Below are 26,330 nucleotides of genomic sequence, written 5' to 3' on the forward strand. Positions count from 1 at the left end.
AGATCTCACTTCGTTACAGCGACAAAATTCAACTGGCTCAGAACGTTCGGTATCTTTTTCTTTAGTCCGAAAAATCCCGCCTTCGCGTGGGGCCATGAGACAGCGTCATAAGGGCGAATTAACCGTTCCAGCGTCAGGCCTGCTTCACGCAAAATAGGCTCAGCACGATCTAACCTGGACCGTACCGGACCTATTGGCGCATAAGCAGTCGCAATTCTTCTTACTCCGGCACTTTGCGCAGCTTCAATTATTGGCAGACTCCAATCATCGGCAGATTGCGCACGCACTTCATGGTCTGACAAAACGCTGTTCATTGCTTCTTTTGCAAAATTCACCGGGATAAATCCAACCGGATTAGGGGAGCGACCGTGGGTTGCCAAAAGTCCTACCACTGCAACGGGCGGTACGGGCATGATGGATGCACCGGTCATGTCATCCTCGCTTACTAGCAATAGAAATGGCTCTTTCGGCTGCATTTGAAGGATTGGAAAAGAAACACGTGGGTGTTCTACCGGTTCGGTCAGCGGTTCTGCGAACTTGGCCAACCCAGTGGGGCGAAATCGGCCTTCGGTATATTTGGCGATGTTGTCAGGTCGGGCGAGGTAGGTCTTGCCTTTCGTGTGCAAGCCCGCGACCCATCGCCAGCTCAATGTGTTCGACGCCGGATCACCATCAATCAGATGTCGCAAAAACAAGTCAGCGCCCAACTGCCAAGGCAGACGCAAGGTGAATATCCAGATTGAGGCAAACCAAATCCGCGCATGGTTACGCAGATAACCGGTGCCCACGAGTTCTTTTGCCCAATGATCAAAGCAGTCTATGCCGGTATTGCCTGACACTGCATCAGTATGGCGGCTTGCCAATGACGTGTCGTTATCAAGTGAGTTAAGCGCGTCCATCAGGTCGCGTTGATAGTGTGACCAGACGCTTGGTCTTTGTTCCAGCCAACCTTTGAAGTAAGCCCGCCAAAAAACTTCTTGTACAAACTTCTCAGCAGTGTCGGGACTGTGCGACGCCAATACCCGTGTAAGCACCTCCTCTTCGGTCAACAAGCGATGGCGGAGCCATGGTGACAAGACTGATACATTGTTGCACCGCTCGGTCCCAAAATCGTAGCTCCGCGTGCGAGCATAGTCCTGTCCAGCACGCGTCACGAATTTCTCTAGCCGTTTGAGGCCACCCGCGCGCGTCGGGCTGAAATCGACGGTCTCGGGTAAAGTAATAAGTTCCGGGAACAGTTCAGTCATGCGGCGGATCTGCATTTTTTTGAGCAGTACTTAACCTCATCCCAGACCTTTTCCCATTTCTTGCGCCAAACAACGGACGCTGACAGACTAAGCAGATTTTCTGTGGTAGATTCGCTTTTTTTCGCATCTTCATTCGGCGTCTCCGCGTGGTAGACTGAGCTGTGCTAGATCCTCTGTCGATCCTGTGCGTTTAAGTGTTCTTTTACCGGATTTTCTGCTGGTGTGTTTTGACATGATCTTTTTGGATCCATCGCGGAATTCATCGCCTCTGCGGACCCCCCAGACCCTTTCGCGCGCGGCTTTGACGGCCGCCAAATGATCAAAGACGCGTGCAGGATAGGCAAAGCCTATGATCTGCCCTGCGTTCGGTGCCGTCCAAGGTTCATGGATGTACGGGTCAGAGATCGGTGCCAATTCGGGCACCCATTTTCGAATGAACTGCTCATGCGGGTCCTGATCGCACCCCTGTTTCACTGGATTGTAGGTGCGCACCGTATTGATGCCCGTGGTTCCCGATTGCATCTGCACTTGGCTACAATGAATACCCGGCTCGTAATCCGAAAGCATCCGCGTCAAATGCAAACCCCGAGCCCACCAATCAAGCCAGAGGTGATAGCTAGCCGTGGCCGTCACCATTGCCCGCATCCGAAAATTCAGCCACCCAGTCGCTGAAAATGACCGCATGCAGGCATCAAAAAACGGATACCCCGTTTCCCCCCTTGACCATGTGGAACGTAAATCCGCGTGGGGCTCCCGAGGACGAAGACCATCGTAGAGCGGATTTAAATTCTCCGACTCCATCCGCGGTTCGTCCTCAAGCTTTTGAATAAAGTGGCAATGCCAATGGAGCCGGCTGGAATATGATCGGAGAGATTTGCGCCAATTTCTGGCATTCGCAGGCATTGAACGACGCTGTCGATCCGTCGCTTGCTTCACTTCACGCATCGAAAACGCACCCCATGCAAGATAAGGCGAAATGCGCGAGCACGCGACTGAGCCCTCAATAGGGCTCGACATTTCGCGCCGATATCGTTTGCCGCGGCTGATCAGATAACTATCCAAGGAATCAAGTCCCGCACGGCGGCCACCAAATTGGCGGTGGGCGCATGGATCATCCGCCAGGTTAAGGTCACACCGGATCGGCGTGGGGCCGAGCTCTATGTCTAAAGGGGTAAGTTGCGTTGACGAAGACACGGGCCGCTCCATAAACTCTGTCCAACGGGCCGCCCAGCCATCGCGGGATTTAAGCGGGCGAAACACACCATGGTTCTGAACCTGGGTCCAAGGATTACCTCTCTGCCCGCACCACGCGCTAACTTCACGATCCCGCCGATAGGTCCAATCATTTCCCTTTTCATCATGTGACCAAAGGGCTTCGATCAGTCGGCAGGTCGCCAAATCAGACAGCACCTGTGTCACCCGCCCCATACGTACGATGAGCAGTTGGCCCAAGTCCGCTAAATCTCCACGCAATTCAGCAAGTGTTTCGGCAACAAAGTCCCAATGTCGCGCCGCGGCATCGGGTTGCTGCCAAAGCTCGGGCTCAACCACATAAAGCAGCAAAACCGGACCGTTACGAGACGCCTGCGCCAGCGCCTCATGATCATCGACCCGGAGATCGCGTTTGAACCATACAACCTGCACGTAATCTCCTTTTTGATAGAATACGTGAAAGCTCTTACGTTGGATCTGCCGTCCGACAAGTCACCTACCAGTGTCAGACTTGAGCACAATGAACTCTGGCAAACCGCACTCAAACAAGAACTCGAATGTCCACAAATTTTTCGGTTCGATACTGCTCCGATTTCGCGTTTGCACCGAATTTCCATTCTTAGGAGCTACGTAGCCGGGTATCTAAAGGTAACTGGAAAGCAAGTTTGGGTCGTTCGTTTATGGCTCAATGTCAGCTCTGGGCGCATCGGTGCGTTTGGGGTGAGGCGCAGCATTTGGGAGATTGGGCACGAAGCAGTCGTTGTTTGAATTCAACTCAATGTCTGCTCTACGGACAAAGCCGCCTTTTGATTGCTTGCGATCAACGACTATTTCTAACCAGATGCGGCCACCTTTAGCTTGATATAAGTACTCGGCAGGCCAAGCCGCCAAGGTCCGCTGATTTCTCCAGTTTCAGTTTGCCACCATAAGCGTTCATCAGATCAACACAGATTGCCAAACCCAATCCTGTGCCGCTGACAGAGGTATCCAACCGACCTCCGGATCGAACTACTCCGTCAAGTGCATCCTCCGGAATTCCTTGTCCGTCATCCTCAATGCAAATCTCAATGCCGCCGTCTACACGCTTTGCGGCGATGTGAATTGTTGTCCGACACCACTTGAGCGCGTTGTCGAGAAGGTTTCCAATCACCTCTTCGATGTCCTGAGTATCCATTCGAACCTGAATCCCATCCTCGCAATCTGTCGTCAGAGATTTTCCTTCGCGTTCCGCCATGACCGAAAACAGTCTGGATAACCTGTTGACGGAATTGGTAAGGTCAGTTCGTGAATGCGTAAGTTCTGCGGTGTTCGACGCACGCATACGCGCAAGTGAGCGCTTTAGCTGAGCATCAATTCGATTTAACGCGTCATCTGCAGGTTCGATATCTGCACCCGCGTCCGACAAAATCGCCAGTTCATTTCTGAGAATTGCCGTCGGTGTTTTGAGCGCATGTGCCAGATCCGCAGCTTGTCGCCGAGAACCAGACACAATTTCACGATTCCTGTGAAGCAATTTATTTAGGTCCTCAACAAGCGGCGAAACCTCTTCTGGGTAGTCTTCCGGAATCAAGTCATCTCCCTTGTCCCAGCGATGCGCCACATCTGCACGCAACTTCCTGAGGGGGCCGATAATTGCTGACATCAACAACAACGAACCGGCAACTCCAATCAAACCAACCAATCCAAAAACCGGTAGCAAGTTGTTTTGCGCGGCTCTGCGTTCGCTTATCAGCTCTCGCCTGCTTTCGGCGACCGTTACGCCCCACTCGGTTCCGTCTTCGAATGTGATTCTCTGATATGCGCTACGAACGGCTTCGCTGTCCGGACCTGTGGTGTTCCAAACGATTGCCTCTTCGCTCACACGTACAGGTTCGGAAATTGTCTCGTCAAAGAGCGAGGCTGATGTGAATGTAGCCCCGTTTCCATCGGTAACCTGCCAGTATCTGCCTGAATACGGCGTTCCATAGGCTGGATCGAATATCAGTTCGCGCAATGCCTCAGGGTTATGCGTCGTTGCGCTCAAACCGACAACGAGTTGGGTGTGCCGGTCACGTAGCGTCTGGTCGAATTGTTCCAGAACACGTGTGTTGATGTACGAAAACACAATCAACGTTCCGACGCCGACAGAAAGCGCGCCTGTCGCAAGGCCGCCAAGCAAAGCGCGTTGGCGCAGCGATAACATCAGGCCGTATCGATCATATAGCCGCGTCCTCTGACCGTTGTAATAAGGTCAGAGCCCAGTTTCTTTCGCAGCCGGGTTATGAAGACGGCAATGGTGTTCGAATCCCTGTCACCGTCATATTCATAGATATGCTCTGACAACTCGGTACGTGACACCATGCGTCCGATGTTGTGGGCAAGGTATGTCAGAACTGCGATCTCTTGCGCCGTCAGATCAACAGGAATGCCGCCCACGCTGACGCGACCGTTTCGTGTATCGAGCATAACGTCCCCCATTTCGATAACCGGGTTTAACTGACCGCTTTGTCGGCGCAGGATGGCCCGTACACGAGCGGCCAGCTCGGGCATGTGAAATGGCTTGGTCATATAGTCATCAGCACCTGCATCAAGACCATCCACGCGCTCGCTCCACCCATCGCGGGCGGTGAGGATCAACACGGGTGTCTTGACGCCCGCGCTGCGCCATTCGCGCAGGACAGAAATACCGTCGCGTTCCGGCAACCCGATGTCGAGGATGATCATGTCGTAAGGTTCGGTCGCACCTAGGTGCAGGGCGTCAGTACCATTCTTGGCCACATCTACCACGCGGCCTTCTGCGCTAAGAAGTTTCTTAATCTGCTCGCATAGCTGCGGTTCATCTTCGGCCAGAAGTACTCTCATATTCAAAAACTACAGTCACAACTGCTTTGGTTTAAGCCCTATTTTTTACCGTTGCCCTTGCCGTTCCCGCCAGAGTTGCCGTCGCCGTTTCCACCGCTGTTTCCGCCACCATTGCCGCTGCCGTTACCACCGCTATTACCTCCTCCGTTTCCACCACCATTTCCACCTCCATTGCCGCCGCCGTTGCCATTGCCGCCGCCGTTGCCGTTGCCGCCGCCATTGCCACCGCCGTTGCCATTGCCGCCGCCGTTTCCACCAGCATTGCTATTGCCACCGCTTTTGCCGTTGTTTCCACGGCTCGCAGAAGCTCCACGATTGCTGTTGGTGTCGCGGCTGTTGTTGGCGTTGGCGGGGTTCGAACGGGCTGCTTTCGATATTTGACGCCCAACACTGGATCGATTGGAAACGACTGTACCGGTCTGTGCATCCACAATGACACTGACAATTTTTCCATCGGGCTTTTTGACTAGAATACGATAGTAAATTTGATCAGCCTGAAACGCGCGCGCATCGACAGGGGTGCCGCCATAGGCTTTTTCGACACCTTTGATAACCCGTTTCAAACGAATGGTGTCCCCGGTCAGGGTCGCTTTGCGCAGTTCACCTTGCTTGAGCTCGCGTGTCTGGGCAGCCGCTTCCCCAACAGGCAAAGCAACAATCAGGCTTGCTACCACCAAGATCACCTTCGCGCGCATGAAAGTCCTCGTATTTCGCGGCTAGAGACTACGTCTTTCGACATGAACCGATGATGAACAAGCAGTTAGCCCTGCGTTCAAGCACCCTCAAGTTAAATGGCAAGAAGCATTGGGGATTCGTGCGTGAATCGAGACTATTGAACATAGCGAGTTGTTTCAGAAAACTGATACCCGCTGATTTCCACCGAGGAGGTCGATATGAAAATCACCAGTTTGAGACTGCTAAAAGCATCGACCCTGGCAATCGCGTTGTTGGGATCTACAGCCATCGTAGCTACCGTTGCGGTGCCGGATATTGCATTTGCAAAGGAGGGCAAAGGCAATAGCGGTGGAAAGGGTAACGGTGGAGGCAACGGCAAAGGCGGCGATAAAGGAAACGGTGGAGGCAACGGCGGCGGAAAAGGCAATAGCGGTGGCAAAGGGAACTCCGCCAGCGGAGATCGTGGTGACCACAGTTTCGCCGGTAACAAAGGCGGAAAGAAAGGTGCCGACAAAAGTTTTGGTGGCCGAAACACCGGGAAATCCAAGACAAAATCTTCGCGCTCTGCTTTGGGCAAGGGCGGTCGTTTTTCCTTGAAGGATATCTTTAGCGGCAAAGGCAAGTCGAGAACGGTTGCCACATCTGGAAAACGCTCGACCACCAGCGGTAGCAAACAAAAGCCCAGGACGTACAAGAAGCCTTCGAAAACAGTAATTGTCGAAGAGTCCATTCGCCCAGCGGTCAGGGAAAAGGGGAACAAGATGGCGGCACTTCTTGGTGCCCACCCGTCTGAGTTAGGGGCGCTCAATGCCGCCAACGCCAGCGCAACTGCATTAGAAAATGCAGCGCCCAATTCCCGCGTAGGCCGAATTGCCAATTATCGAGATACTGTGTTGGCCGGAGAACCCTTGCGCGAAGAGCTTGAGGAACAATTGGAAGAGCTCGCTGGCTTGGAGCCGCCGGAGCGGACTGTTCCTGAGATTGAAGAAGACCTCGAAGCCGCGTTGGGTGAAGTCCAGGAAAACCAGGAACGCGTCGAGGATCTCGAACAAGCGCTGGAAGACGCAGGCGGAACGGACCCAGAGATTGAGGAGCAATTGGATGAAGCCCGCGCTGATTTGGACTCTTCGATCGAAGCAGCGCAGGAGCTGAACGATGAACGTCAGGCTGCCGTCGAATACGAAGAAGCGACTGAACAGGTGCAAGAACTGGCTGACCAGGTCGAGGAACAGGAATTGACCGAACGGGAAGCACTGGAAGCCGCCGCAAACAAGCCCGTGACCGACGCCGTTGAACATGAGGTAAAGGCGCTGTTGGGTCTGTAACGAAAGACAACGGCTCTCTGCGTCAATCAACCCGCAGTACTGACCACTCACGGAAGTACTAAAGCCCGGGTCAGCCAAAGGCTTCACAGGATGGGTAGCGGCTGGCCGGATACTTTTGCAAATCAAGGGCTACGCCCTTTTTCCCAAAGGCATAATAAAGAAACCCCGCCCCATAACTGGAGCGGGATTTAGTTTTCAATTCCAATATCTAGGACGAATACCGGGAATTGTGTGGGGGTCTGCTGAACTGCCTTCAGACGTTGTTATGTGCCTCGGAAAGCCGCTTGTTTTTGACGATCTGTGTTAATGCATTTTCGATAGGAGGGAAGCGACCACTGCTCGATTTGGTCGTGGTTGGCAAACGTTCTTCGGCGATTTTGCCGGAGGTTTGCATCACAGCTGTTGTGCTGGACTCTTCAGTCACAAAGGCAGACTTGATCATGCGTTTCCCCTTGTCAGCGATCAAACGGAACAACGTCCCGTATGATCTAACACCGTCACTATGCCTGAGACTGTTTGAACACTCTGAGAATACATTGTTCACGTTCAGTTAATGTTGTTCGCGAAATAAAGACAAACGAATAGGCGGGCGACCAGGTGGAGGAAGAACATCCCGTTTTGATGCTTTAGTTGAATTTGCGATGACAATCGCAGCCGATGATTTCAGCTCGTGAACAAACTGCTGCATCGGAAAGCGACTCTTCGCTTATGAACTCGCCAAGGCCCATTCAAGATCATATCTAGGCTAAGAAGCTGAAAAAGGCGCTGGGAATGAAAAAGATTGTTGGGATTCTGGCGGTGGCACTGACCATGCAAGGCGCGTCATTTGCGAACGCCAGTGTCAGCTTGTGGAGCCTTAGCACGGGGCACGTTAGCGGAACCGGCGCTACCTCGCCGATCCATGTGAAATCCAAATCCGGACATTGTCCGCCGGGCTTGGCAAAAAAGGCAATCCCGTGCGTACCGCCTGGACAGGCAAAGAAATATCGACGTGGCGATTACATCCATGATGGGTATGTCCGCATTGATGATCCCAGCCGTTGGGGACTACGGCGCAACGGATATTACGTGCGTGCCGGAGATTATGTTTACGAAGTAAACCGTGAAACACATGAAGTGCTGAACCTGATAGGGGCAATCGCCGACATTCTGAATTGAGAGCCGGTATCGCTCACCACCTTGAAGCACTGTTTGCGGCCATTCGGTTGGATTGCGGCAGTCGAAAGTATGGACTCGCTGCGGCCATTCACTGTGGTGCGCTTGGACTGGTGGTGAGAGCCCTGAGCGGACCTTGATCGCCGTTTAGGGTTTCGCTCTTGCAGCAAGTCGCGAACTGCAAAAAAAGGTCGTTAGACCTAATGACGACTAAAGGCGAGTGTGCAGACAAAGACGCCGTTCAGTTTTTGGGTGGTTCGTAGGGATCGGGCGTTCCCGGTGGAATCGGAGGGTATTCCTCGAAGGTAGCGATGTGCTCTTGCAGCTGCGGAAGCGCCTTTTCGACCGCCCACGTGTAAGGGAAAAGTACACTTTCGCGCTCGTGTGGATCGTTCAATAGATTGTAGACCCTTGGTGTGTCGAAAGACTCCGTTGCACCAAAAGCCGTCGTATTCTCTTTGAAAAGAACTTTCCAATCCTTCCATTTTACGCCGAATATTTGCTCTCCCATGTAAACGATCACGCCTTCTCGGTTTGAATTTGGCTGGACACCAAGAAAGAACTTCGACTGGTCGATACCATCAAAGGCCCTGTCATCAGGCACCTTGCCGCCTGCAAATGCCGCAAGTGTCGGATAGAGGTCCATCGAATGGACAACATCGTTGCTTGCTGAACCCGCGGGAATCTTACCCGGCCACTTGATCGCAAAAGGCACCCGCATGCTTCCTTCGAGGCTGGTGAACAGAGTGCCACGCCAGGGCCCGGCGGTGCCATGTACCGCTGGCACGGGCGAGACATTTGCGTTTCCAACCGGAAGAGCTTCGGGGCCATTGTCAGCAGTAAATATCACCACAGTGTCGTCGGAAACACCTGCCGCCTCGATCGCATCAACGATGCGCCCGACATAGGTATCCGTTTGAAGCAGAATATCGGCCCAAACACCATTACCGGTGGCGCCATCAAATTCCTCGGACGCGATATTTGGATAGTGAGTCTGAGTATAGGCAAGATAGATAAAAAACGGCGCTTCTTCGGCACTCTTCGCTTTGATAAACTCGATAGCCTTTTTCGTCAGGTCGCCGTCTATCTCGCCGCGATAGTCGAGATCGTAGTCCCGCGCGATGGTTGCTGGCTCACCTGCAACACCCTGCATCACAACAGGCTCTTCCAAGTTGGCTTCAGCAAATCCCGGAAGCGTGCGCCAGACTGTAACGTCAGTGGTCTCAACTCCGAAAAATTCGTCGAATCCTTGATTCGTTGGATATCGTCCTTCGGTCCAGCCAAGGTGCCACTTGCCGTACATGGCCGTGTTGTATCCCACATCCTTTAGCATCTCGGCCATCGTGAGTTCCCACTGAGTCAGGCCGTAGACACCGCCGCCTAGTGGGACCGTGTGGTTGCCGCTCCGGATGCCATATCGTCCCGTCATGGTCGCTGCGCGGGACGGCGTGCACTGGCTTTCCACGTTGAAGTTCGTGAGTCGCAGTCCCTCCGCAGCGAGGGCATCCATCTCGGGGGTCGCTGTACCTCGGATTATGCCACCTCCATTGAACCCGGGTTCACCCCAACCAAAATTATCGAGAAATATGAATACGATGTTTGGTTTATCTTGAGCTGAAGCGCCCGTGGCAAATAGAAGGGATAAGGCCAGTAGGAATGTTCGCGACAACCATTTCATAACAACGCCTCCAATCAAGATCACAGGTTCAAGTCTGACGATCCAGGCCACCAGTCGTCAAGAACACCCACTCGTTGCGGTATTTTCTCACAACGGCTGAGCGTTAAAGAATTGGGCGAAGCTGCGATCCGATTTTGGTCGAACTTCCCCCGGGGTCCTTGTGCAAAACTAAGAAAAACTGTTGTTTTCCTTGACGAACAGCCAGCTCAGATGTTGCCATGGGCTAGCATTCAGCTCGGCTGGGAGGTTCAAATGAAGTTTTTTCTGACGACATCAACAGCAATAGTTTCCGCAGCATTCATAACAAGCTCTTCACATGCTCAAGAGGCCGCTCAAGGTGGGCAAGTTGGAGAGATGACCATATCAGTTGATGATATGCGTGAACCCGCGCCTGCTGATTTCTCACCTTATGCAGGTCGAAACTTTCCTACACGACCTCTGTGGGGTGACACTCACCTGCACACGTCAAATTCGCTCGACGCGCGGGGGTTTGGCGTCATCCTGAGCCCAGACGATGCTTATAGATTTGCACGCGGTGAGGAAGTCACTACGTCGCACGGCCTTCGGGTGCAGTTATCGCGTCCCCTCGACTGGCTTGTCGTATCCGATCACTCGGACGCCATGGGCGCCATGAATGAGATCGTCGCAGGGAATTCTACGCTGATGCGCGATCCAACACTTCGAGACTGGAACGAACGTCTTAATGCCGGTGGAGATGTTGCTCTCGGCGCAACAATGGAGGTCATAGAAACCTTTGCGGGTATAACCGGTGATGCTCTTCCCGAGGCTGTTTCAGATCGCAGGTTCGTACAATCCGTTTGGGACGAATTCACGCAAACTGCGGATCATCACAACGACCCCGGCGCATTCACTGCGTTCATCGGGTACGAATGGACGTCCACTGAAGGAGGCAACAACCTCCACCGCAACGTGATCTACCGAGATGATGCCATTCGCGCACGGCAGATGCTGCCATTCACAACCGCAGAAACTTTTAATCCCGAACGTTTGTGGGACTGGATGGAAACTTATGAACTAGAGACCGGCGGCCGTGTGCTTGCCCTTGCCCACAACGGTAACGTCTCCAATGGCCTGATGTTTCCTGTCGAGACCAACCCTGAAACGGGTGAACCATTGACAGAAGATTACGCAGAGCGGCGTGCCAAGTGGGAGCCGATGTATGAGATCACCCAGATCAAGGGCGATGGAGAAACCCACCCGTTTCTCAGCCCGAACGATGAGTTCGCGGACTATGAAACCTGGGATAAGTCAAATCTGGGTCCGACACCCAAAGAAGACTGGATGCTTCAGTACGAATACGCGCGTGAGGCTTTGAAGAATGGTCTTAAACTAGAGGCTCAACTCGGCACCAATCCATACAAGTTCGGAGTAGTGGGCTCGACCGACAGCCATACGGCTTTGGCAACGGCGGAAGAAGACAATTTCTTTGGCAAACACTCCGGTGTCGAACCGGAACCTGGCCGTTGGCAGCATGTCGTTGGCGAGTTCGATACGACAAGGATTCTTGGGTGGGAAATGGCAGCCTCAGGTTACGCTGCAGTCTGGGCAGAAGATAACACGCGCGAAGCAATATTCGATGCCATGGAGAGGAAAGAAGTATATGGGACGACTGGTAGTCGCATCGCGGTTCGCTTCTTTGGTGGCTGGGACTTTACTGAAGCTGATGCAAAATCTCGTTTGCCCGCCGACGTCGGATATGAAAAAGGCGTTCCGATGGGTGGGGACCTCGCAACCGCTACAGAAGGCGCGGACGCCCCGACATTCCTGGTTGCTGCCCTGAAAGACCCGTTTTCCGGCAATCTCGACCGTATTCAGATTGTGAAAGGCTGGTTAAATGCCAACGGCGACACTGAAGAGCGGGTTTATGACGTGGCATGGTCGGGAGACCGCGAACCTGATGCGGACGGCAACCTACCGGCGGTGGGGAATACCGTGGATGTTGCAACGGGTACGTTTACCAATTCGATAGGATCCCCGGAGCTGATCACTGTTTGGACAGACCCCGAATTCGATCCTTCTGTGCGGGCTTTCTACTACGCCCGCGTCCTGGAAATTCCCACACCGAGGTGGACAATTTACGATGCCGTTCGGTTCGGAGACGAATTGCCTGCTGAAGTGCCGACCTCAACACAGGAACGCGCTTACACTTCGCCAATTTGGTATACTCCCGGGGGGTGAAATATACCAAATACCTACGTCGTTGCTGTAAAAGCCCGGCGGTTCAGGTCGCCGCAACATTAGGCTAATCCGTTCATGCGAACGTCCGCTAAGAGCTAAACTCGGTCATTCGCAACCGATCGTAAAAACGTCCGCTTTGGGACCGGACGAGAATTTACGGCACATTTTTTGGGAGGGTAGAGGCAAGCTCCAGACGGTTACCGTGAATAGAATCCATCACGAAGTTCTTGCCTCAGGCGCAAACGCTCAGGGTATTCTTTCATGAATTGTTCGGGTGGTTTGCCTTCCCAAACTTGCGCATAAACCCGCATCTTGTTGCCGCCATAGATCTTTGCAAGGTCCTCGTTTGAATAGCCCCGCGCCCAAAGGTCATCGGTTATCGCCGCAAGGATTTTGGCGAGTTCGCCGTTGCCGGTAGCCCCTTTGTTGAACGCGTCGATCATGTAGCCGCCATCATCGTACATACTCGCATTGTCAGTCGCCCACTGCACGACGAGTTCAAGTGAGAACATGTCATCCGTTGCGATTCCGACATGGTCAACTCCTACAAGTCGGACGTAATAGTCGATCATGTCAGCGGCCTGCTTGGGTGAGATATCTTCAGGCCAGACGCCGTCCATCATCCATTCAGTGAAGGTCGGAGAAATGTAGCCGCCCGATTTGGCCGCGCGCAGCGCCTCGTCGTCGGGAATGGCACGATAACACCCGCGTAGCGTCGCATTCGGTTCATTCGCGTAAAGACCAGCAGGGACAGAGTGCGTGTAAACATAAGGCACACCGGGATAGGTCTCATCCATGTAGTCCATTGCGTCATTGGCCGTTTTTGAGCCAGTATGGCTCAGGTCCAGCAGGATACCGAACCTCACCATTTCATCGATGACCGACTTCCCCCAAGGGGTCAGACCAATATCGCGCCCGTTGTAGGCCGCCAATTGTCCTGAACCTGTGCGGAAGATGTCATTGTAGGCCAGGATCATACTCTTGATCCCCATATCCTTGAGCACCGCCATCTTCTTAAGGTCGCCGTCCAGGATCGTAGCCGTTTGGCTGTTCCAGATGACCGCCGTTTTGCCTTGTAAATGGGCAGCTTCGATATCGCGGGTTTCATTCACAATCAGGTAGTTTTCCGGTTGCTGCGCCATGGCCGCACGGAAGTGGTAATGCTGATCCAGAAAGGTTTCGAAAGACATATCTGCAGCAGCCAGCGTCATTTCGTGCCCTGTGATACCGTTCTCGCGAGCACGCTCAAAGTATGTGTGAAGCTGCTCGTCTTCGGTCCAGCCGGTGCCGTGGGGGCTGGCCAACATGCCAAGGACAATTGCGTCCTGCACAAATTGCTTCGCCTCATCTGACGCTTCCCAAGTCTTGCTTTCCTCGCTGGCGTTCAATGCGCCCCCAATAGCAATCGCTATGGCACCTAGGGCTAACAAGGTCTTCATGTCCGAACCTCCCAATCTACTTTGCTTTTTGGTTGTCACTCTCGAACCATCTCAGAAAACGATCCGAGTTCTTAGACCGAACAGCATAATGCTATCCTGCGTGGGGTTCAGCAGCGGGTCAGAAATGAACTGCAGTGATGGCGTGATCTGCAGCCCGGGTGATATTGAAAAACGATAGAATGCTTCGAGCGTGAACTGATCACCGTCTATGCCCCTTGCCTCGGCCCAGTTCAGTCCCAGCCCGGCCAGATCGGTATTGCGACCGTAATATCCCAGACCCGCAGAAACGGACCGATCATAAAGCGCCGCTGTCCCTTTTGAGGCCCCTGCCCTGAAGAATGGCATCCATTTATTGCCAACAAACCAAGCCGCTGAGAAGGCAGCCCCATAATCTTCAGGGCGGCTGCCATCGTCGGCTGCATCCGCGTGCCAAAGGGTCAGGTGGATATTGTCAAAGTAGATGCGATCAAAGCCGGAGGTGTAACCAAGCTCGAGTGACTTGAAGAGATTGCCATCGCTAAACACATCAAAGTTTGGATCAGACGGGTCGGCGTTTGCGTCTGAGATGCTCGCAACAGCGTAGAAGTTTTCGCTCAGCTTTACTCCACCGGCAATGCCAAGGCCTTGATTGGGTGTGTTAATAGTCGGGTTGGTATTGAAAGACAGGTTCTGGAAACCGCTGTATGGGCTGACCAACCCATAAATGTCCACAAAGTCCGTTACATCAATCTGCCCGACTTGCAGTGTCCACGCGCCGTTCTCGGCCCTTTGCGTCCAGAACAGATTGGTCAGCAGCAAACCATTATCGTTGAAGGCTGTCCCAGTGATCGAAAGTGCTCCGCCATCCAGCCCAAGGAATTGCGGGGCAACATCGGTGTAACTGTGCCGGTCTTCGATCTTGAATGTCAAAGAGCCGCGTTCAGTTGCCTGCCAACTGCCGTAAAAACGCGCAATACCGCTTGCCGCTTCGCCGGTTCCCAGATCAGCATTCGTGGATTGGCCCAATGCCAGGTAATCAATATTGAAGCGAAAACCGTCCTCGGCCAGTCGGTCTTTCCACTGAAACCAACCTGGTGCGATGTTGCGTGGAAAATCGGAACGGTATTGCGGATCGGTTAGCCCATCGCCGGGCTCTAGATCAGCTTCGACCGAAGATGGCCCTGACAGTCCTTGGGCCGACGCTGCGCCAGCAAAGGCAATACTTAATGCGGCAAACAGAAGTCTTATCATTCAGATGCCCTTGCCCCGCTGGTCTTGCGATCTCCCGCCGCCCGGATGCGATCGGCGGCGCGCTGCTTCCATTCCAGCCTGTCTGCTTCAGTTTCCAGAGTTTCGACGCGTTCCGTCTCCAACTGGAAAGTCGCATTCATAGGCATGAGGCCGTCCACAACCATCATATTCTGAACAGAAGGATCGATAGTCAGCGTGCCCGTCAGCCGAACGGGTTCGTGGAAATAGCTGGGCGTCCAGTCGCCGTTCAGCCGTACACGGATCATTTGGTTGGGCGGAGGTGGAGGCATGTGACTGCACATCCCGCGTTCCGGCACCAGATACGCGACAGGTCGCCCGTCCGGATCACTCGGAGCGGGAATGGCAAAGCCCGCGAGTGTGATTGTTTGACCGTCGAATTGCGGATTTCCGTTTGTACCAGCCTTTCTTCGACGTTCTGTTACGACCTCTCGCTGATCGAGTAGCCAGTCGACATCAATACCATCTGCCACCAAGGCATCCTCAGTCTCGGTCAGAAGCTCTTGCCATTTCTGCCTTTCTTCATCGCTACCAGATTCCCGCTGCAATCTGCCGCGCAGTCGTACGACGTAAAGGACATCGTCGAATTGTTCAGCGCTAAGTTCGCGATAGGGGTCTTCAAAGACCTGCGCGGACGGGTCAGGCAGGTCAGACCAGTCTAACGCGGTTCCTGGCGTCGCAATGACAGGATGAGCACACCAAACCAACCCTGCGAATACTACGGAGCGGAAGCAATGTCGCATAAATACTCTCCGGCTGTTCAGACTGGTCAATCCAGTGTGTTTTTATAGATGACGCCGTCCTTCATGATCAGGCGGATCGTATCTGGGCTTTCAGGCCTCGGGTCGGCACCGAACCATTGATCACCCGTGCCAACAACCGAGAAGTCTTCAAGTGGGTTACCATCGATGAGCAGGATATCCGCATAAGCTCCTTCCTCGATAACGCCCAGTTTTCCGGCGGTATACGGGTTCATAAAGTCACCTGACAAAGCGACCACCTCACCACCCGTCGATGTCAACGTCACCATCGACGTGTAGGGTCCAAAAAACTCATTGTTCAGGTGCTTCTCGTAGGCAATCTGGATATTGCATGCCTCGACCGAACCAACACAGTCGGTCTGGAACCCTCGCTTCACCGGGCATTCCTTCATATTGTCGATGTAGCCCGCAAATGTGGCCGAGGCGGATTTTGCCTTAGCAAGACTCGACGGGACATTTGCCACTGCCGGAATATCTAGCAATCCGGGATCGAAGGCCGTCAGGTTGGTGGTAATGTATGCCCCTTTTTCGTTCATGACTTGGGCAATTTCACAGTCAAACGAGAAGCCATGTTCGATCGACATCACACCCGCATCTAGCGCGCTCAGGATTGCTTCCTTCCGATAGGAATGCGCCATGACATAGCTGCCATACTCGTTTGCCACCTGCACCGCAGCTTTGATTTCCTCAGGCGATCCAGCCAGCAACTGCCACGGATCGAAGGCCGATACGACGCCACCAGATTGCATGAACTTCAACTGCGTCGCGCCCATGCGGAAATTGTTGCGTGCGAACTTGTAAACGTCATCAACACCGCTAATTTCCTGCGCCAAGTTCAGCCTGCTCATGTTTGTTTCAGACCCGGGCGGTGCGGTGAAATTCGCAAAGTCAGCGTGACCACCCCGCGTTCCGATAAATGCACCAGATGGAAAGTAACGCGGGCCGTCAATTTGGCCTGCGTCAATTGCGCGACGTAACCCGCCATTGGCGCCACCCGCATCCCTGACTGTGGTGAAGCCCTGCATCAAATACATCTCGGCCATCCGCGCACCGTGTATGGCAAAATCCTCCCACGTAGTGTTAGCCTCCATCGCAGGTAACGTCGGCCCCATCAGCATGAGGTGCGCGTGCAGTTCAATAAACCCGGGGGTCAGTGTCCGTCCCTCTCCGTCAATGACCGTGGCGTTGGGGGCATCGATCGCTTCGGTTGATACGGCCTTAATCAGATTACCCTCGACCAATACGCTGGCATTCTCGATACGCTGTTCATTCACGCCATCGAAGACATGCACGTTGGTAAACAACGTTTGAGGTTCTTCTTGATCCTGAGCATGCGCGGACGTTGAAAAAGAAAGAGCTGCAGCGACAATTACCGTCGAGCAAAGGGACATTCGTAGGCCGGACATAAGTACTCCCTTCATATTCGTGTTTTGCAAACTGTAGTCCGGAAAAACTTGGCTCGGTTGCCATTTTTGAATTAGAATGTTCGAATGTGATCGCAAAAATGGCCACATTGTAAAACTAATCCAAACGAGGGTGACGAGCTTGCCTTTCAACTCCACCTCTCAAGAGCATAGCGAGGGCTTTATTCGCCTCTCCTTAGCTGCTCCGTTCCTGCAATATCTCACCGAACGTAAGATCAATCCGCAACCAGCATTGGATCAGGTCGGCCTGAAAGCCGGACTGTTGTCTGACCCAGCCGTGTTCGTGCACTCAGAGTTGGTCTACGGTTTGGTAAACGCCTTCTCAGAAGTGTCAGGAGATCGATACCTTGGACTGAAAGTAGGGGAGACGTTTGACCTGCAAGAGTGGCCTCCGTTCGCTCAGGCCCTGCAATCGACAAAGACGCTGTTCGAGTTCTTTACCCGTTTCGTGGGGCTTGTACCGCAGGAATCCAATTCTGTGCGACACAGCCTTGTCGTAGAAGCGGACAAAGCGACTTATCGAATCGAAAGACAACAAGAGCCTACTGTACCGCCGATTCAGGTGACCGGTTTTGGTGCCGCAATCTATGTACGCCTATTGCAGACCGTCGTCGGAGATGCCTGGGATTCTTCGCGTGTGCGATGGGAAAGCAGATACATCAACGGTCTGCCTATCGACTACAAGGGGATCGAGGTCGGCCTTGGGACCGATCCCGGAATGCAGATTAGTTTCCCTGTAGAATGGTTGTTTTTGCACCATGTCTCTGAGGGCTCTGCCAAGCCCATCGCCTCACCGCGACAAGATGAAGAAGTAACCGTAGTAGCTGCTTTGCGATCTGTTTTACGCGATAAGCTGGATGAAACCGATTTGGGACCAGAGGTTGTGGCCGGGTTGTTGGGAATACAGCCGGAACGGTTTCTTAAGGCGCTTCAGCAGCAAGGCACAACGCTGCCCCGCGAAATCAAACGGCTGCGTGTCGATGTCGCCAAGGAACACCTCGGAGAAGACAAAATGACAATAGCTGAGATCGGTCTAATGCTCGGCTACTCCGACAAATCCCATTTCACACGCTTTTTCAGGGGCCAGACCGGAATGACACCGACCAAGTTCCGCCTTGGCTCGTAATTATGTTGCAAATGCTTGGATCAGCTGTGCGAACTTGATCTCGGAACAAAAGCAAAGGCGCGACCAGACTGCCGTCCCGACCGCGCCTTAAACCATTCTATTCGAACGCCATTATTGGCCCGTGGTCTCTACGCACGTTCCCTTGCCCCATCCTGACTTGCTGCCCGAGGCAGAGTAGTCGAACGTGCCCTTCTCAGGGTGAACGTTGTAATTCAGCGTGTAATCCTCACCGACATACAGATAGGTCAGGGTGTCGAGACCGGGAAACACATCCACATCCTTGTCGATATCCCCGATCGTGATGTGGCCCTTTTGCTGGCCATCATACTTCACAAGCCGAGCGGCCATTTCCGGGTGTTCCGCATCCGGTGCCTCACATTCAAACACCCGCTCCTCAGCAACTGCGGCTGCTGGCAATAGGGCAAGAAGAAGAGCTGCCTTTTTCATTGATTTCCAATCTGTATTCGATCTGTTGCACTGCGGCGGCTATTGACGATTCTGGGCGGAATTTTGTCCAAACTCGGGTCGTTCTGCGGTCTCGTTGCACGCATCTCGTTAGACCAATTCACGTTTGGGTTTCGCCTGCGTTTTGAGGTGAGCCCTAAGCACATTTCCATCGCGTTTTGGGGAGTATCCAACCCAGCATTGAGGGCTCGAAGACAGAGACAATGGGTCTATGCGCCCATCAGCTGCTGAGAAATTTCTTAGGGTTCATCATGGCAGCCATTTGGAACCTCAATTTGTGAATTCCAATGCTGAAGGGGGCAGCGCGGGACCGGGCCAACTCTGCCCTATAGCTTTGCCCATAGCGGGACGTGCGGTCGCAGTGGGGTGAAAATCCCTGCGCGCGCTCCCATCTGTTCAGGACAGAAAAAGGAGAGCGTCTGATGCAATGTCCGATTGATGGAACTCAGCTGGTAATCACCGAGCGGAGCGGGGTCGAGATTGATTATTGTCCGCAATGTCGTGGCGTGTGGCTGGACCGTGGAGAGCTGGACAAGATCATCGATCGCTCTGCCGACCATACGCCGCCGCCACCGCCGCAGCGGGGTTATGATGACCGATCTGATCACGGATACCGTAAAAAGAAGAAACGCGGCGGCTTTCTGGATGAGCTGTTTGACTTCTAAGACGTTGGCACCGTGATCTGAGAGGGTTTTATCGGTTGTTGTATGGTCACGGGTGAGATGGGTGCGAGCACCCATCCTGCGCTTGCTAAAAAATCTCGAAGGATGAGCCCAGCCTTAACCTGACTTGACAATACGCTTAATGGCAACAGCGCCATTAAAAATGGCGTTACTAAGGCCATTAGGAGACGGAGAAATCTTGGCAATAACTTCCACTCGATCACCAATATGAAGGATTTCAAGAGTATTGGCCGCACTCTCTTCCCAATTATCCGTCATGACTATGGCAAGGCCGTCTTTCGTCGTCAGTTTGAGGGATAGGTTATCCAAGTCAATGATTTCACCGGTTAATTTGCAAAAATGAGTGTCGACAAGTTTATTGATTTCTTCACTCTTTTGCAAACTTGTATATCCCTCCAAGGCATCAAGAACTCCCTTGCCCCAAGCTTTCGAAAAGACAGCGTAACCATTTCGACCAAAGCGGGGGTCGCCAGGTTCGACGACTAATTCAAGTGACTTTCCCTTTTGATAATCTTGAGTCTCGCTTACGTCCTGCTGATGAGGCCGTGGGGGGAGCATCTCCGGCTCAGCGCTGACAACAGGCTTTGATGCATGGGCTTCGATCTTCGAAGCTTTAGAAGACTTCGTGTAAGCAACAAGACCCCATAGAACCGAGACTGAAGTGCCCTGCTCGGCAGACGCGTGCGCAAGTATCCAGACAACACCAGCAAAGATAGCGACAATAATAAGCCCTAATACTCCAAATGATGAAATCACTTGAGTGAAAAACTCGTCCAAGTTGAATTCTCCGGCGATTTATTGGGCATACTATACAGAGAAGCTGTCTTGTCTACCGCTTCCGCCGCTTCACATTTCCGCCCCTTTGCCCCGGCCTGCCAGCCGTTGACCTCCCGCGCGATTTCACGGCGTCTTCCGAGGCTTTCTCTACCGCCCATTGGCGCGCCATGGGGTCGTCGGCGACGGCCAGATCGACCGCTTCCAGACGCTTGATCTCATCCCGGATGTTGGCGGCCTCTTCGAATTCCAGGTTCTCGGCGGCTTTGCGCATTTGGTCACGCAACCCGTCCAGGTGAGCCTCCAAATTCGCGCCGTGCATCGGTTTGTCGATGGTGGCGGTGACGCGGTTCATGTCGACATCGCCTTCGTAGAGACCGGCCAGAACGTCCTCGACGTTCTTCTTCACGGTCTCAGGCGTGATGCCGTGTTCTTCGTTATAGGCGAGCTGTTTGGCGCGGCGGCGGTTGGTTTCGCCCAAGGCGCGCTCCATCGAGCCGGTGATCTTGTCGGCATACATGATCACCCGGCCATCCGCGTTCCGCGCAGCACGGCCGATGGTCTGAATCAGGGATGTTTCCGAGCGCAGGAAACCCTCTTTATCCGCGTCCAGAATGGCGACCAGCCCGCATTCGGGGATATCCAATCCTTCGCGCAGCAGGTTGATGCCGACCAGTACGTCGAAGGCCCCCAAGCGAAGGTCGCGCAGGATTTCGATGCGTTCCAGCGTATCGATATCCGAATGCATGTAGCGGACTTTGATGCCCTGCTCGTGCAAGTATTCGGTCAGGTCCTCGGCCATGCGTTTGGTCAGCGTTGTCACCAGCGTGCGGAATCCGTTGGCGGCCACCTTGCGCACCTCGTCCAGCAGGTCGTCCACCTGCATCGACACCGGGCGGATTTCGACCTCGGGGTCCAAGAGGCCGGTGGGGCGGATGACCTGTTCGGTGAAGACACCGCCGGTCTGTTCGATCTCCCACTTCGCCGGGGTGGCCGAGACAAAGACGGATTGCGGGCGCATTGCGTCCCATTCCTCGAACTTCAAAGGTCGATTGTCCATGCAGGACGGCAGGCGGAACCCGTGTTCGGCCAGCGTGAACTTGCGCCGATAGTCGCCACGGTACATGCCGCCGATCTGCGGGACACTGACATGGGACTCGTCGGCGAAGACAATCGCGTTGTCCGGAATGAATTCGAACAGGGTTGGCGGCGGTTCGCCCGGCGCACGGCCCGTGAGGTAGCGTGAGTAGTTCTCGATCCCGTTACAAACGCCGGTGGCCTCAAGCATTTCCAGATCGAAGTTCGTACGCTGTTCCAGCCTTTGAGCTTCCAGCAGCTTGCCCTCGCCAACCAGCTGGTCCAACCGGATGCGGAGTTCCTTTTTGATCCCAATGATCGCTTGATTCATCGTTGGCTTCGGCGTGACGTAGTGCGAATTCGCATAGACCCGCACCTGCTCCATCGTTGCCGCGCGTTCGCCGGTCAGCGGGTCGAACTCGGTGATGGTTTCCAGTTCCTCGCCGAAGAACGAGAATTTCCAAGCACGGTCCTCAAGGTGGGCCGGCCAGATTTCCAGGGAATCGCCACGCACCCGGAAGGACCCGCGCTGGAAAGCCTGATCGTTGCGGCGGTACTGTTGGGCAACCAGATCAGCCATCACCTGCCTCTGGTCATACTCATGACCCACCTTCAGATCCTGTGTCATCGCTCCATAGGTCTCGACCGAACCGATACCGTAGATGCACGAGACCGAGGCGACGATGATCACGTCATCGCGTTCCAGCAGCGCCCGCGTGGCCGAGTGGCGCATCCGGTCGATCTGTTCGTTGATCTGCGATTCTTTCTCGATGTACGTGTCCGACCGCGGCACATAGGCTTCTGGCTGGTAATAGTCGTAGTAGGAAACGAAATACTCGACCGAGTTCTCTGGGAAGAAGCCCTTGAATTCCCCGTACAGCTGCGCTGCCAGCGTCTTATTTGGCGCCAGGATGATCGCAGGCCGCTGCGTTTCTTCAATCACCTTGGCCATGGTGAAGGTCTTGCCCGTCCCGGTCGCACCCAGCAGGACCTGATCTCGCTCACCATCATTCACACCGCCTGCCAGCTCTTTGATCGCCGTCGGCTGGTCGCCAGCCGGGGCGAACTCGGTGTGCATGACGAACTCCTTGCCGCCCTCCAGTTTCAGGCGCGCGCGCACGTCGTCTGCGGTCAGTTGAGTCTTGTCGGAATGGGCATAAGGCATGGGCGGGCTCCGGGTCAGGCCCCTACATTTGTTCTTATTTTGTCCATCTGCAAGGGCTGATCTGGATTCATTTTCAGCTAAGCGGTCCGGGGTTGGGCGTCGGGGTGCGTTTGAACCTTCGCCGCCAAGGCCGACAGGTTCTCGGCCAGCACGCGGCCCATCATGATCTTCAACAGGGTTTGTCCCATTAACCAGCCCAACGGTCCATATTTCATACGAAAATCCATACTCCAGATAACACGGCTGCGCGTGTCGGACAGCCGTGTGATGGCAATCGCCGCCTGTGCTTCGCGCAGAGGCATCGCCATCTGCGACAACCGCACGGTGTAGCCGCGGTCAACCTGCCAATCCGTCACCTCTTCGACCAATGATGTGCCGTTCGCGAAGTGACACCGGCGCTGTGACCCAACACCATCCGATCCGGCAGTCAAAGCATCAACCGATGTCACCTGCGGGGCAAACTCATCGATATGCATAAAGCGGCGGAGGATGGCCCAAATCTCATTGGGTCGGGCGTTGATGTCGAGGTGGCGTTCTTGGTGAAGCATCCTGCTGTCCTTATAAGTCTGCGCGCTTTCTACCCCGAACTAATGACAATACCTGTCATTAGGCAGTCCATGCGACCCGCGACAATTGTCATCTTGTCCCGGCGCGCGCTCTGACGCATAAACAGCTTCAGCCAAGTGAGTAGGGAGAGGCGACATGCGCGCACGGATTTACCAGCCTTCGCGAAACGCGATGACCTCGGGGATGGCCAAAACCCGCAAATGGGTTCTGGAATACGCCCCGGCTTCTGCGCGTGAGGTCGATCCGCTGATGGGCTGGACCTCGTCCAATGACACCCAAACGCAGGTGCGTCTGAAGTTCGATAGCAAGGAAGAGGCGCTGGACTATGCCAAAGACAACGGCATCGACGCGCAGGTAAGCGAGCCGCACAAGCGCAAGCCGAACCTGCGGGCGCGCGGCTATGGTGAGAATTTCGCCACTGACCGGCGCGCTCCCTGGACCCACTGACAAGGCCCTGTGAATGATCGACATCCGCCAAGCAGACCCCGGCGCCAAGGATCTGCGCCCGATCATTCAAGCGCATCTCGCCCATAGCTGGGGCGCGACACCGCAAACCTCAAATCATACGCTGGACATTGATGCCCTGCGCGAGCCGGGCATTCGCTTTTGGGCTATTTATGAGGCGGGTAAGCCCTTGGGTTGTGGTGCGCTTAAGGCGCTGCCGGATGGCACTGCCGAAGTTAAATCGGTGCACGTGGTTGCTGCTGCGCGCGGCCGAGGATTGGCGCGTGTGATCATGAACCATCTTGCCGATCTGGCCCGAGCCGAGGGCGTTTCCGCACTTGTCCTGGAAACTGGCGCAAATCATCTCTCGGAATATGACGCAGCACGCAAGCTATATGAAACATTGGGATATTCCTATTGCGGTCCGATCTACGGCTATGACGCCGATCCAAACAGCGCGTTTATGCGGTTGGACCTTACGTCCAGCCCAAAACGCTGAGGGAAAAGCTGAATGCACCCGCTTGGTGCAGTCTGACCGACCGCTTTGAATTCAGATATAAGGGCCGTACCCTTGCCCCGTTTCGAAAAACATCTGAAAAAATGGCGAGCCGTGGAGGACTCGAACCCCCGACCTGAGAATTAGAAGTTCCCTGCTCTAATCCAGCTGAGCTAACGGCCCGGTCTTGTTCCGTTTGTATCAGTCAATCCATTAGGATTGTCAACTTGATAGGGGGCAAGCTTGTTCTTTCAAAAAGGTTATTTCCATCAGGGTATTGGCCGAATCTGGCAGACCTCTCGGCAAGAGACATCGAACCTACCTGCAGTTCAAACTTGCAGCCCAGCGCGCCCTGCGTCACGTTTGAAATCACAAATTGTGATTCCAAACGGATATGATGACGAACCCGGAAAACCTGCCCAGCCCTCAAGAGGTCCAAAACGCCATTCATCGGGTGCGCGGTGTACGCGTGGTTCTGGCAGAAGATCTGGCGCAGTTTTACGGAAAATCCGTCAGCGCCTTCAATCAGGCCGTCTCGCGCAATAAGGATCTGTTCGAAGGCTACCGCTTTCAGCTTTCCGACGCAGAGGTCGCGGATTTGCAATCACAGAATGTGATCTCAAAACCCGAAGGCCGCGGTGGCCGACGGGTCAATCCGTGGGTCTATACCGACTACGGCGTAGCTATTGCCTCGACTTTGTTTAAAGATCCGCGCGCGATCAGGATCACGCGGATGATCACCGAAGCCTTTGTTGACGGCACCAATGCGCTAGCGGAAACCCCGCGCAACCCGCCTGAGATTCTGCCACCGCAAAATGCCCCTACGCCGTTGCTTCCAAATGGGGATCAACTGCGTGATCTGGCAGAAAACATCCTTGATTCCGGACAGCAAAGCCTTGTGGACTACATCGCCAATCCCACCACCAAACGGCAGCAGGCGGTGGCAGTGATCATGAAGACCCTCGCGGAAACGGCGGGCGAAGAGGTTCGCACACAACGTGACCGTCTGCGCCTCAGCATCGCCGAACGGCTGGCCCGCGGAGACTATGCCGACGATGATGACCGGAAAAAACTGCTTGAGCTGCTGCACGCCATGAAAGACTGACCGCCTTAAAGGCCCAGCTCTGCCCGCGCCTTTCTGGTCAGCTTAGCTACGACCAGATCGTATGAGATTACAATATGATCTCGCAGCGACGCGTCGCTCATGCCACGTTCATCGTAAACCTGCAGCCATTTCATACCTCGCGATGCCAGATAGGGCGCTGGGCGGATACCTGGCTCATCTCCGAGGACCTCAAAGGCAAGATCGGTAGCCTTGAAGGTAAACGCATCCTTTCCGTCGTTCCAACCACAGATGGCAAAGACTTTGCCGCCTACTTTCCAGACATCTGCGTTGCCCCACTGCACGACATGGCTGGTGGCTTTGAGGTCCGAGCAAAAGGCATTGAATTCATCACGAGTCATCGCGGCGACTGTGGCGCTCTGGTCAGGACAAGGCAAGACCCGCTTTGCGGGCGCAACTTTCTTTACCCGGCATTAACCTAGCTGCGCCAAATCATAGATGATGTATAACTGCAATTCTCCCCTCTCGCCTGAGGTCTGGCTCAGTGATCTATTCGCCTCAAAGGCGGTGCAGCAAGGTGGCGTAATCCGTCGCAAGGCGCGCGATATAGAGCGATTTGCCGGGATGGAGCGTTTTATGGCCGAAATCAATCGTCGCGGTTATCAAGTGGCGGAAAACTCGGGCCAGATCGTAATCTTCTGCAACCGCGCACCCGTGCGTTGGCTCACCTGAGCCACGCAACGCTTTCTTGAAAAGAAAGCGCCCCGAAATCTTTTCAAGATTTCGCCCCCCACCGATTCAAGGCTTCAAAAACTTTGCCGTTCCGACAGTGCGCTGTTTCGGGGTCTGAAGATTCCGGGGATTGGCTTGGATATCTCCCGGCATCGCGACATTGCGTGGTTTCTGCAAGGCAAACGAGCCACAGGCGACACCATCGCCATCGGGGTCATTGCGCTTATGATATCCGGGCCTTCCTTCGCGAAAAGGCCCGAATCCCAGCATCTCCACAGCATCACACCCGGCCAGTGCCATCAGATGGATCACCGCTTCATGACGTTCGTAGTCTGAAACGCGCAGGTAGACACCGATTGCGATCATTCCTGTGGTTAAGGGCAAGGCCAGCACCATCAGTAGAATACGCACCGGAGACAGGGCCTGCCTGCGCAACGCGTCTGCCCGCCGTTGCCGCCGTGTAAGACGAGGGTTCGGATCGGTGTCTTTCGTTTGTTTCCCGGTTGTCATGCCATAGGTCTTACACGCGGTATG

General features: G+C 54.2%; 28 protein-coding genes and 1 tRNA gene. 9 read left to right on the top strand and 20 right to left on the bottom strand.

Annotated elements, in window-relative coordinates; all coding sequences use genetic code 11:
- Positions 1-5: 5 nt before the first annotated feature.
- From ACR0A1_RS19555 to ACR0A1_RS19585, 7 genes are all read right to left on the bottom strand, one after another.
- On the bottom strand, positions 6-1,247 hold the full coding sequence (locus ACR0A1_RS19555; protein ID WP_480868913.1) for an FAD-binding domain-containing protein: 1,242 nt from the start codon (positions 1,245-1,247) through the stop codon (positions 6-8).
- Entirely contained in the window at positions 1,244-1,342 is a 99-nt protein-coding gene (locus ACR0A1_RS19560; protein ID WP_480868965.1) for a DUF2256 domain-containing protein, read from the bottom strand. Before ACR0A1_RS19560 ends, ACR0A1_RS19555 begins: the two co-directional genes overlap by 4 nt.
- A 34-nt stretch (positions 1,343-1,376) precedes the next feature.
- A complete protein-coding gene (locus ACR0A1_RS19565; protein WP_480868915.1) occupies positions 1,377-2,891 on the bottom strand; it encodes an FAD-binding domain-containing protein in 1,515 nt (504 codons plus the stop codon).
- 421 nt (positions 2,892-3,312) lie between these two features.
- On the bottom strand, positions 3,313-4,641 hold the full coding sequence (locus ACR0A1_RS19570; protein ID WP_480563032.1) for a sensor histidine kinase: 1,329 nt from the start codon (positions 4,639-4,641) through the stop codon (positions 3,313-3,315).
- On the bottom strand, positions 4,641-5,300 hold the full coding sequence (locus ACR0A1_RS19575; RefSeq protein ID WP_170395997.1) for a response regulator transcription factor: 660 nt from the start codon (positions 5,298-5,300) through the stop codon (positions 4,641-4,643). Before ACR0A1_RS19575 ends, ACR0A1_RS19570 begins: the two co-directional genes overlap by 1 nt.
- Positions 5,301-5,338: 38 nt before the next feature.
- Complete coding sequence (locus ACR0A1_RS19580; protein ID WP_480868917.1) at positions 5,339-5,995, bottom strand: PepSY domain-containing protein; 657 nt, start codon at positions 5,993-5,995, stop codon at positions 5,339-5,341.
- 134 nt (positions 5,996-6,129) lie between these two features.
- Positions 6,130-6,705 carry a hypothetical protein gene (locus ACR0A1_RS19585; protein ID WP_170566465.1) on the bottom strand — a complete coding sequence of 192 codons (576 nt, stop codon included), beginning with the start codon at positions 6,703-6,705 and terminating at the stop codon, positions 6,130-6,132.
- 31 nt (positions 6,706-6,736) lie between these two features.
- On the opposite strand from ACR0A1_RS19585, the gene ACR0A1_RS19590 reads away from it, so the two are divergent.
- Entirely contained in the window at positions 6,737-7,300 is a 564-nt protein-coding gene (locus tag ACR0A1_RS19590; protein ID WP_170566463.1) for a coiled-coil domain-containing protein, read from the top strand.
- 253 nt (positions 7,301-7,553) lie between these two features.
- Here ACR0A1_RS19590 and ACR0A1_RS19595 read toward each other — a convergent pair whose 3' ends face one another.
- Positions 7,554-7,742: a hypothetical protein gene (locus tag ACR0A1_RS19595; protein ID WP_170424798.1), complete on the bottom strand. Its 189-nt coding sequence runs from the start codon at positions 7,740-7,742 to the stop codon at positions 7,554-7,556.
- Positions 7,743-8,071: 329 nt separating this feature from the next.
- On the opposite strand from ACR0A1_RS19595, the gene ACR0A1_RS19600 reads away from it, so the two are divergent.
- The gene (locus ACR0A1_RS19600; protein ID WP_480868920.1) at positions 8,072-8,458 is read left to right on the top strand and encodes an excinuclease ABC subunit A; all 387 of its coding nucleotides are present in this window, start codon (positions 8,072-8,074) and stop codon (positions 8,456-8,458) included.
- Between the two features lie 238 nt (positions 8,459-8,696).
- Here ACR0A1_RS19600 and ACR0A1_RS19605 read toward each other — a convergent pair whose 3' ends face one another.
- On the bottom strand, positions 8,697-10,133 hold the full coding sequence (locus ACR0A1_RS19605; RefSeq protein ID WP_480868921.1) for an arylsulfatase: 1,437 nt from the start codon (positions 10,131-10,133) through the stop codon (positions 8,697-8,699).
- 354 nt (positions 10,134-10,487) lie between these two features.
- Here ACR0A1_RS19605 and ACR0A1_RS19610 point away from each other — a divergent pair, with 354 nt between their 5' ends.
- Positions 10,488-12,332 (top strand): DUF3604 domain-containing protein, encoded by a 1,845-nt coding sequence (locus tag ACR0A1_RS19610; RefSeq protein WP_170818646.1) that lies wholly within the window; start codon positions 10,488-10,490, stop codon positions 12,330-12,332.
- Between the two features lie 197 nt (positions 12,333-12,529).
- Here the strand turns inward: ACR0A1_RS19610 and ACR0A1_RS19615 are convergent, their stop codons facing one another.
- Genes ACR0A1_RS19615 through ACR0A1_RS19630 form a run of 4 tightly spaced genes read right to left on the bottom strand, consistent with a single transcriptional unit; the run spans position 12,530 to position 17,186 of the window.
- A complete protein-coding gene (locus tag ACR0A1_RS19615) occupies positions 12,530-13,771 on the bottom strand; it encodes a dipeptidase (protein WP_170626120.1) in 1,242 nt (413 codons plus the stop codon).
- 51 nt (positions 13,772-13,822) lie between these two features.
- On the bottom strand, positions 13,823-15,001 hold the full coding sequence (locus tag ACR0A1_RS19620; protein ID WP_170408876.1) for a carbohydrate porin: 1,179 nt from the start codon (positions 14,999-15,001) through the stop codon (positions 13,823-13,825).
- Positions 14,998-15,762, bottom strand: coding sequence for a DUF3299 domain-containing protein (locus ACR0A1_RS19625; protein WP_480772042.1), 765 nt, complete (start codon positions 15,760-15,762; stop codon positions 14,998-15,000). Before ACR0A1_RS19625 ends, ACR0A1_RS19620 begins: the two co-directional genes overlap by 4 nt.
- 26 nt (positions 15,763-15,788) lie before the next feature.
- Positions 15,789-17,186, bottom strand: coding sequence for an amidohydrolase family protein (locus ACR0A1_RS19630; RefSeq protein ID WP_480772041.1), 1,398 nt, complete (start codon positions 17,184-17,186; stop codon positions 15,789-15,791).
- 139 nt (positions 17,187-17,325) lie between these two features.
- Here ACR0A1_RS19630 and ACR0A1_RS19635 point away from each other — a divergent pair, with 139 nt between their 5' ends.
- Positions 17,326-18,330, top strand: a complete 1,005-nt coding sequence (locus ACR0A1_RS19635) for an AraC family transcriptional regulator (protein WP_480707198.1) — start codon at positions 17,326-17,328, stop codon at positions 18,328-18,330.
- 111 nt (positions 18,331-18,441) lie between these two features.
- Here ACR0A1_RS19635 and ACR0A1_RS19640 read toward each other — a convergent pair whose 3' ends face one another.
- Entirely contained in the window at positions 18,442-18,777 is a 336-nt protein-coding gene (locus ACR0A1_RS19640; protein WP_170514092.1) for a hypothetical protein, read from the bottom strand.
- Between the two features lie 440 nt (positions 18,778-19,217).
- Between ACR0A1_RS19640 and ACR0A1_RS19645 the strand changes: the two genes are divergently transcribed.
- Positions 19,218-19,460, top strand: coding sequence for a TFIIB-type zinc ribbon-containing protein (locus ACR0A1_RS19645; RefSeq protein ID WP_170408258.1), 243 nt, complete (start codon positions 19,218-19,220; stop codon positions 19,458-19,460).
- Positions 19,461-19,574: 114 nt separating this feature from the next.
- On the opposite strand, the gene ACR0A1_RS19650 is transcribed toward ACR0A1_RS19645, so the two are convergent.
- The 3 genes from ACR0A1_RS19650 to ACR0A1_RS19660 form a co-directional block, all read right to left on the bottom strand.
- Positions 19,575-20,255, bottom strand: coding sequence for a hypothetical protein (locus ACR0A1_RS19650; protein ID WP_170566446.1), 681 nt, complete (start codon positions 20,253-20,255; stop codon positions 19,575-19,577).
- A gap of 52 nt (positions 20,256-20,307) precedes the next feature.
- Positions 20,308-22,494, bottom strand: a complete 2,187-nt coding sequence (gene uvrB, locus ACR0A1_RS19655) for an excinuclease ABC subunit UvrB (RefSeq protein ID WP_170664073.1) — start codon at positions 22,492-22,494, stop codon at positions 20,308-20,310.
- 77 nt (positions 22,495-22,571) lie between these two features.
- Positions 22,572-23,042 (bottom strand): SRPBCC family protein, encoded by a 471-nt coding sequence (locus ACR0A1_RS19660; protein ID WP_170647074.1) that lies wholly within the window; start codon positions 23,040-23,042, stop codon positions 22,572-22,574.
- 154 nt (positions 23,043-23,196) lie between these two features.
- Between ACR0A1_RS19660 and ACR0A1_RS19665 the strand changes: the two genes are divergently transcribed.
- Positions 23,197-23,508: an ETC complex I subunit gene (locus tag ACR0A1_RS19665; protein ID WP_170544393.1), complete on the top strand. Its 312-nt coding sequence runs from the start codon at positions 23,197-23,199 to the stop codon at positions 23,506-23,508.
- 13 nt (positions 23,509-23,521) lie between these two features.
- Positions 23,522-24,004, top strand: a complete 483-nt coding sequence (locus tag ACR0A1_RS19670; protein ID WP_480868926.1) for a GNAT family N-acetyltransferase — start codon at positions 23,522-23,524, stop codon at positions 24,002-24,004.
- Positions 24,005-24,106: 102 nt separating this feature from the next.
- Here ACR0A1_RS19670 and ACR0A1_RS19675 read toward each other — a convergent pair.
- Positions 24,107-24,184 (bottom strand) — tRNA-Arg (locus ACR0A1_RS19675).
- Positions 24,185-24,398: 214 nt separating this feature from the next.
- On the opposite strand from ACR0A1_RS19675, the gene ACR0A1_RS19680 reads away from it, so the two are divergent.
- On the top strand, positions 24,399-25,106 hold the full coding sequence (locus tag ACR0A1_RS19680; RefSeq protein ID WP_170512946.1) for an ORF6N domain-containing protein: 708 nt from the start codon (positions 24,399-24,401) through the stop codon (positions 25,104-25,106).
- A 5-nt stretch (positions 25,107-25,111) separates the two neighbouring features.
- Here the strand turns inward: ACR0A1_RS19680 and ACR0A1_RS19685 are convergent, their stop codons facing one another.
- Entirely contained in the window at positions 25,112-25,465 is a 354-nt protein-coding gene (locus ACR0A1_RS19685; RefSeq protein ID WP_170423840.1) for an MmcQ/YjbR family DNA-binding protein, read from the bottom strand.
- Positions 25,466-25,562: 97 nt separating this feature from the next.
- On the opposite strand from ACR0A1_RS19685, the gene ACR0A1_RS19690 reads away from it, so the two are divergent.
- Positions 25,563-25,796: an aspartate aminotransferase gene (locus ACR0A1_RS19690; protein WP_480868928.1), complete on the top strand. Its 234-nt coding sequence runs from the start codon at positions 25,563-25,565 to the stop codon at positions 25,794-25,796.
- Between the two features lie 66 nt (positions 25,797-25,862).
- Here the strand turns inward: ACR0A1_RS19690 and ACR0A1_RS19695 are convergent, their stop codons facing one another.
- The gene (locus ACR0A1_RS19695) at positions 25,863-26,306 is read right to left on the bottom strand and encodes an excalibur calcium-binding domain-containing protein (RefSeq protein ID WP_480868930.1); all 444 of its coding nucleotides are present in this window, start codon (positions 26,304-26,306) and stop codon (positions 25,863-25,865) included.
- Positions 26,307-26,330: the final 24 nt, after the last annotated feature.

This window comes from Ruegeria sp. D6 (genome assembly GCF_056534365.1).

What these genes read in the sequence shown, in the direction of transcription:
- ACR0A1_RS19555 (WP_480868913.1), bottom strand. Translation starts at nt 1,247, where the DNA reads ATGACTGAACTGTTCCCGGAACTTATTACTTTACCCGAGACCGTCGAT.
- ACR0A1_RS19570 (WP_480563032.1), bottom strand. Translation starts at nt 4,641, where the DNA reads ATGTTATCGCTGCGCCAACGCGCTTTGCTTGGCGGCCTTGCGACAGGC.
- ACR0A1_RS19575 (WP_170395997.1), bottom strand. Translation starts at nt 5,300, where the DNA reads ATGAGAGTACTTCTGGCCGAAGATGAACCGCAGCTATGCGAGCAGATT.
- ACR0A1_RS19580 (WP_480868917.1), bottom strand. Translation starts at nt 5,995, where the DNA reads ATGCGCGCGAAGGTGATCTTGGTGGTAGCAAGCCTGATTGTTGCTTTG.
- ACR0A1_RS19585 (WP_170566465.1), bottom strand. Translation starts at nt 6,705, where the DNA reads ATGGACTCTTCGACAATTACTGTTTTCGAAGGCTTCTTGTACGTCCTG.
- ACR0A1_RS19590 (WP_170566463.1), top strand. Translation starts at nt 6,737, where the DNA reads ATGGCGGCACTTCTTGGTGCCCACCCGTCTGAGTTAGGGGCGCTCAAT.
- ACR0A1_RS19595 (WP_170424798.1), bottom strand. Translation starts at nt 7,742, where the DNA reads ATGATCAAGTCTGCCTTTGTGACTGAAGAGTCCAGCACAACAGCTGTG.
- ACR0A1_RS19600 (WP_480868920.1), top strand. Translation starts at nt 8,072, where the DNA reads ATGAAAAAGATTGTTGGGATTCTGGCGGTGGCACTGACCATGCAAGGC.
- ACR0A1_RS19605 (WP_480868921.1), bottom strand. Translation starts at nt 10,133, where the DNA reads ATGAAATGGTTGTCGCGAACATTCCTACTGGCCTTATCCCTTCTATTT.
- ACR0A1_RS19610 (WP_170818646.1), top strand. Translation starts at nt 10,488, where the DNA reads ATGACCATATCAGTTGATGATATGCGTGAACCCGCGCCTGCTGATTTC.
- ACR0A1_RS19615 (WP_170626120.1), bottom strand. Translation starts at nt 13,771, where the DNA reads ATGAAGACCTTGTTAGCCCTAGGTGCCATAGCGATTGCTATTGGGGGC.
- ACR0A1_RS19620 (WP_170408876.1), bottom strand. Translation starts at nt 15,001, where the DNA reads ATGATAAGACTTCTGTTTGCCGCATTAAGTATTGCCTTTGCTGGCGCA.
- ACR0A1_RS19625 (WP_480772042.1), bottom strand. Translation starts at nt 15,762, where the DNA reads ATGCGACATTGCTTCCGCTCCGTAGTATTCGCAGGGTTGGTTTGGTGT.
- ACR0A1_RS19630 (WP_480772041.1), bottom strand. Translation starts at nt 17,186, where the DNA reads ATGTCCGGCCTACGAATGTCCCTTTGCTCGACGGTAATTGTCGCTGCA.
- ACR0A1_RS19640 (WP_170514092.1), bottom strand. Translation starts at nt 18,777, where the DNA reads ATGAAAAAGGCAGCTCTTCTTCTTGCCCTATTGCCAGCAGCCGCAGTT.
- ACR0A1_RS19645 (WP_170408258.1), top strand. Translation starts at nt 19,218, where the DNA reads ATGCAATGTCCGATTGATGGAACTCAGCTGGTAATCACCGAGCGGAGC.
- uvrB (WP_170664073.1), bottom strand. Translation starts at nt 22,494, where the DNA reads ATGCCTTATGCCCATTCCGACAAGACTCAACTGACCGCAGACGACGTG.
- ACR0A1_RS19660 (WP_170647074.1), bottom strand. Translation starts at nt 23,042, where the DNA reads ATGCTTCACCAAGAACGCCACCTCGACATCAACGCCCGACCCAATGAG.
- ACR0A1_RS19665 (WP_170544393.1), top strand. Translation starts at nt 23,197, where the DNA reads ATGCGCGCACGGATTTACCAGCCTTCGCGAAACGCGATGACCTCGGGG.
- ACR0A1_RS19670 (WP_480868926.1), top strand. Translation starts at nt 23,522, where the DNA reads ATGATCGACATCCGCCAAGCAGACCCCGGCGCCAAGGATCTGCGCCCG.
- ACR0A1_RS19680 (WP_170512946.1), top strand. Translation starts at nt 24,399, where the DNA reads ATGACGAACCCGGAAAACCTGCCCAGCCCTCAAGAGGTCCAAAACGCC.
- ACR0A1_RS19685 (WP_170423840.1), bottom strand. Translation starts at nt 25,465, where the DNA reads ATGACTCGTGATGAATTCAATGCCTTTTGCTCGGACCTCAAAGCCACC.
- ACR0A1_RS19690 (WP_480868928.1), top strand. Translation starts at nt 25,563, where the DNA reads ATGATGTATAACTGCAATTCTCCCCTCTCGCCTGAGGTCTGGCTCAGT.
- ACR0A1_RS19695 (WP_480868930.1), bottom strand. Translation starts at nt 26,306, where the DNA reads ATGACAACCGGGAAACAAACGAAAGACACCGATCCGAACCCTCGTCTT.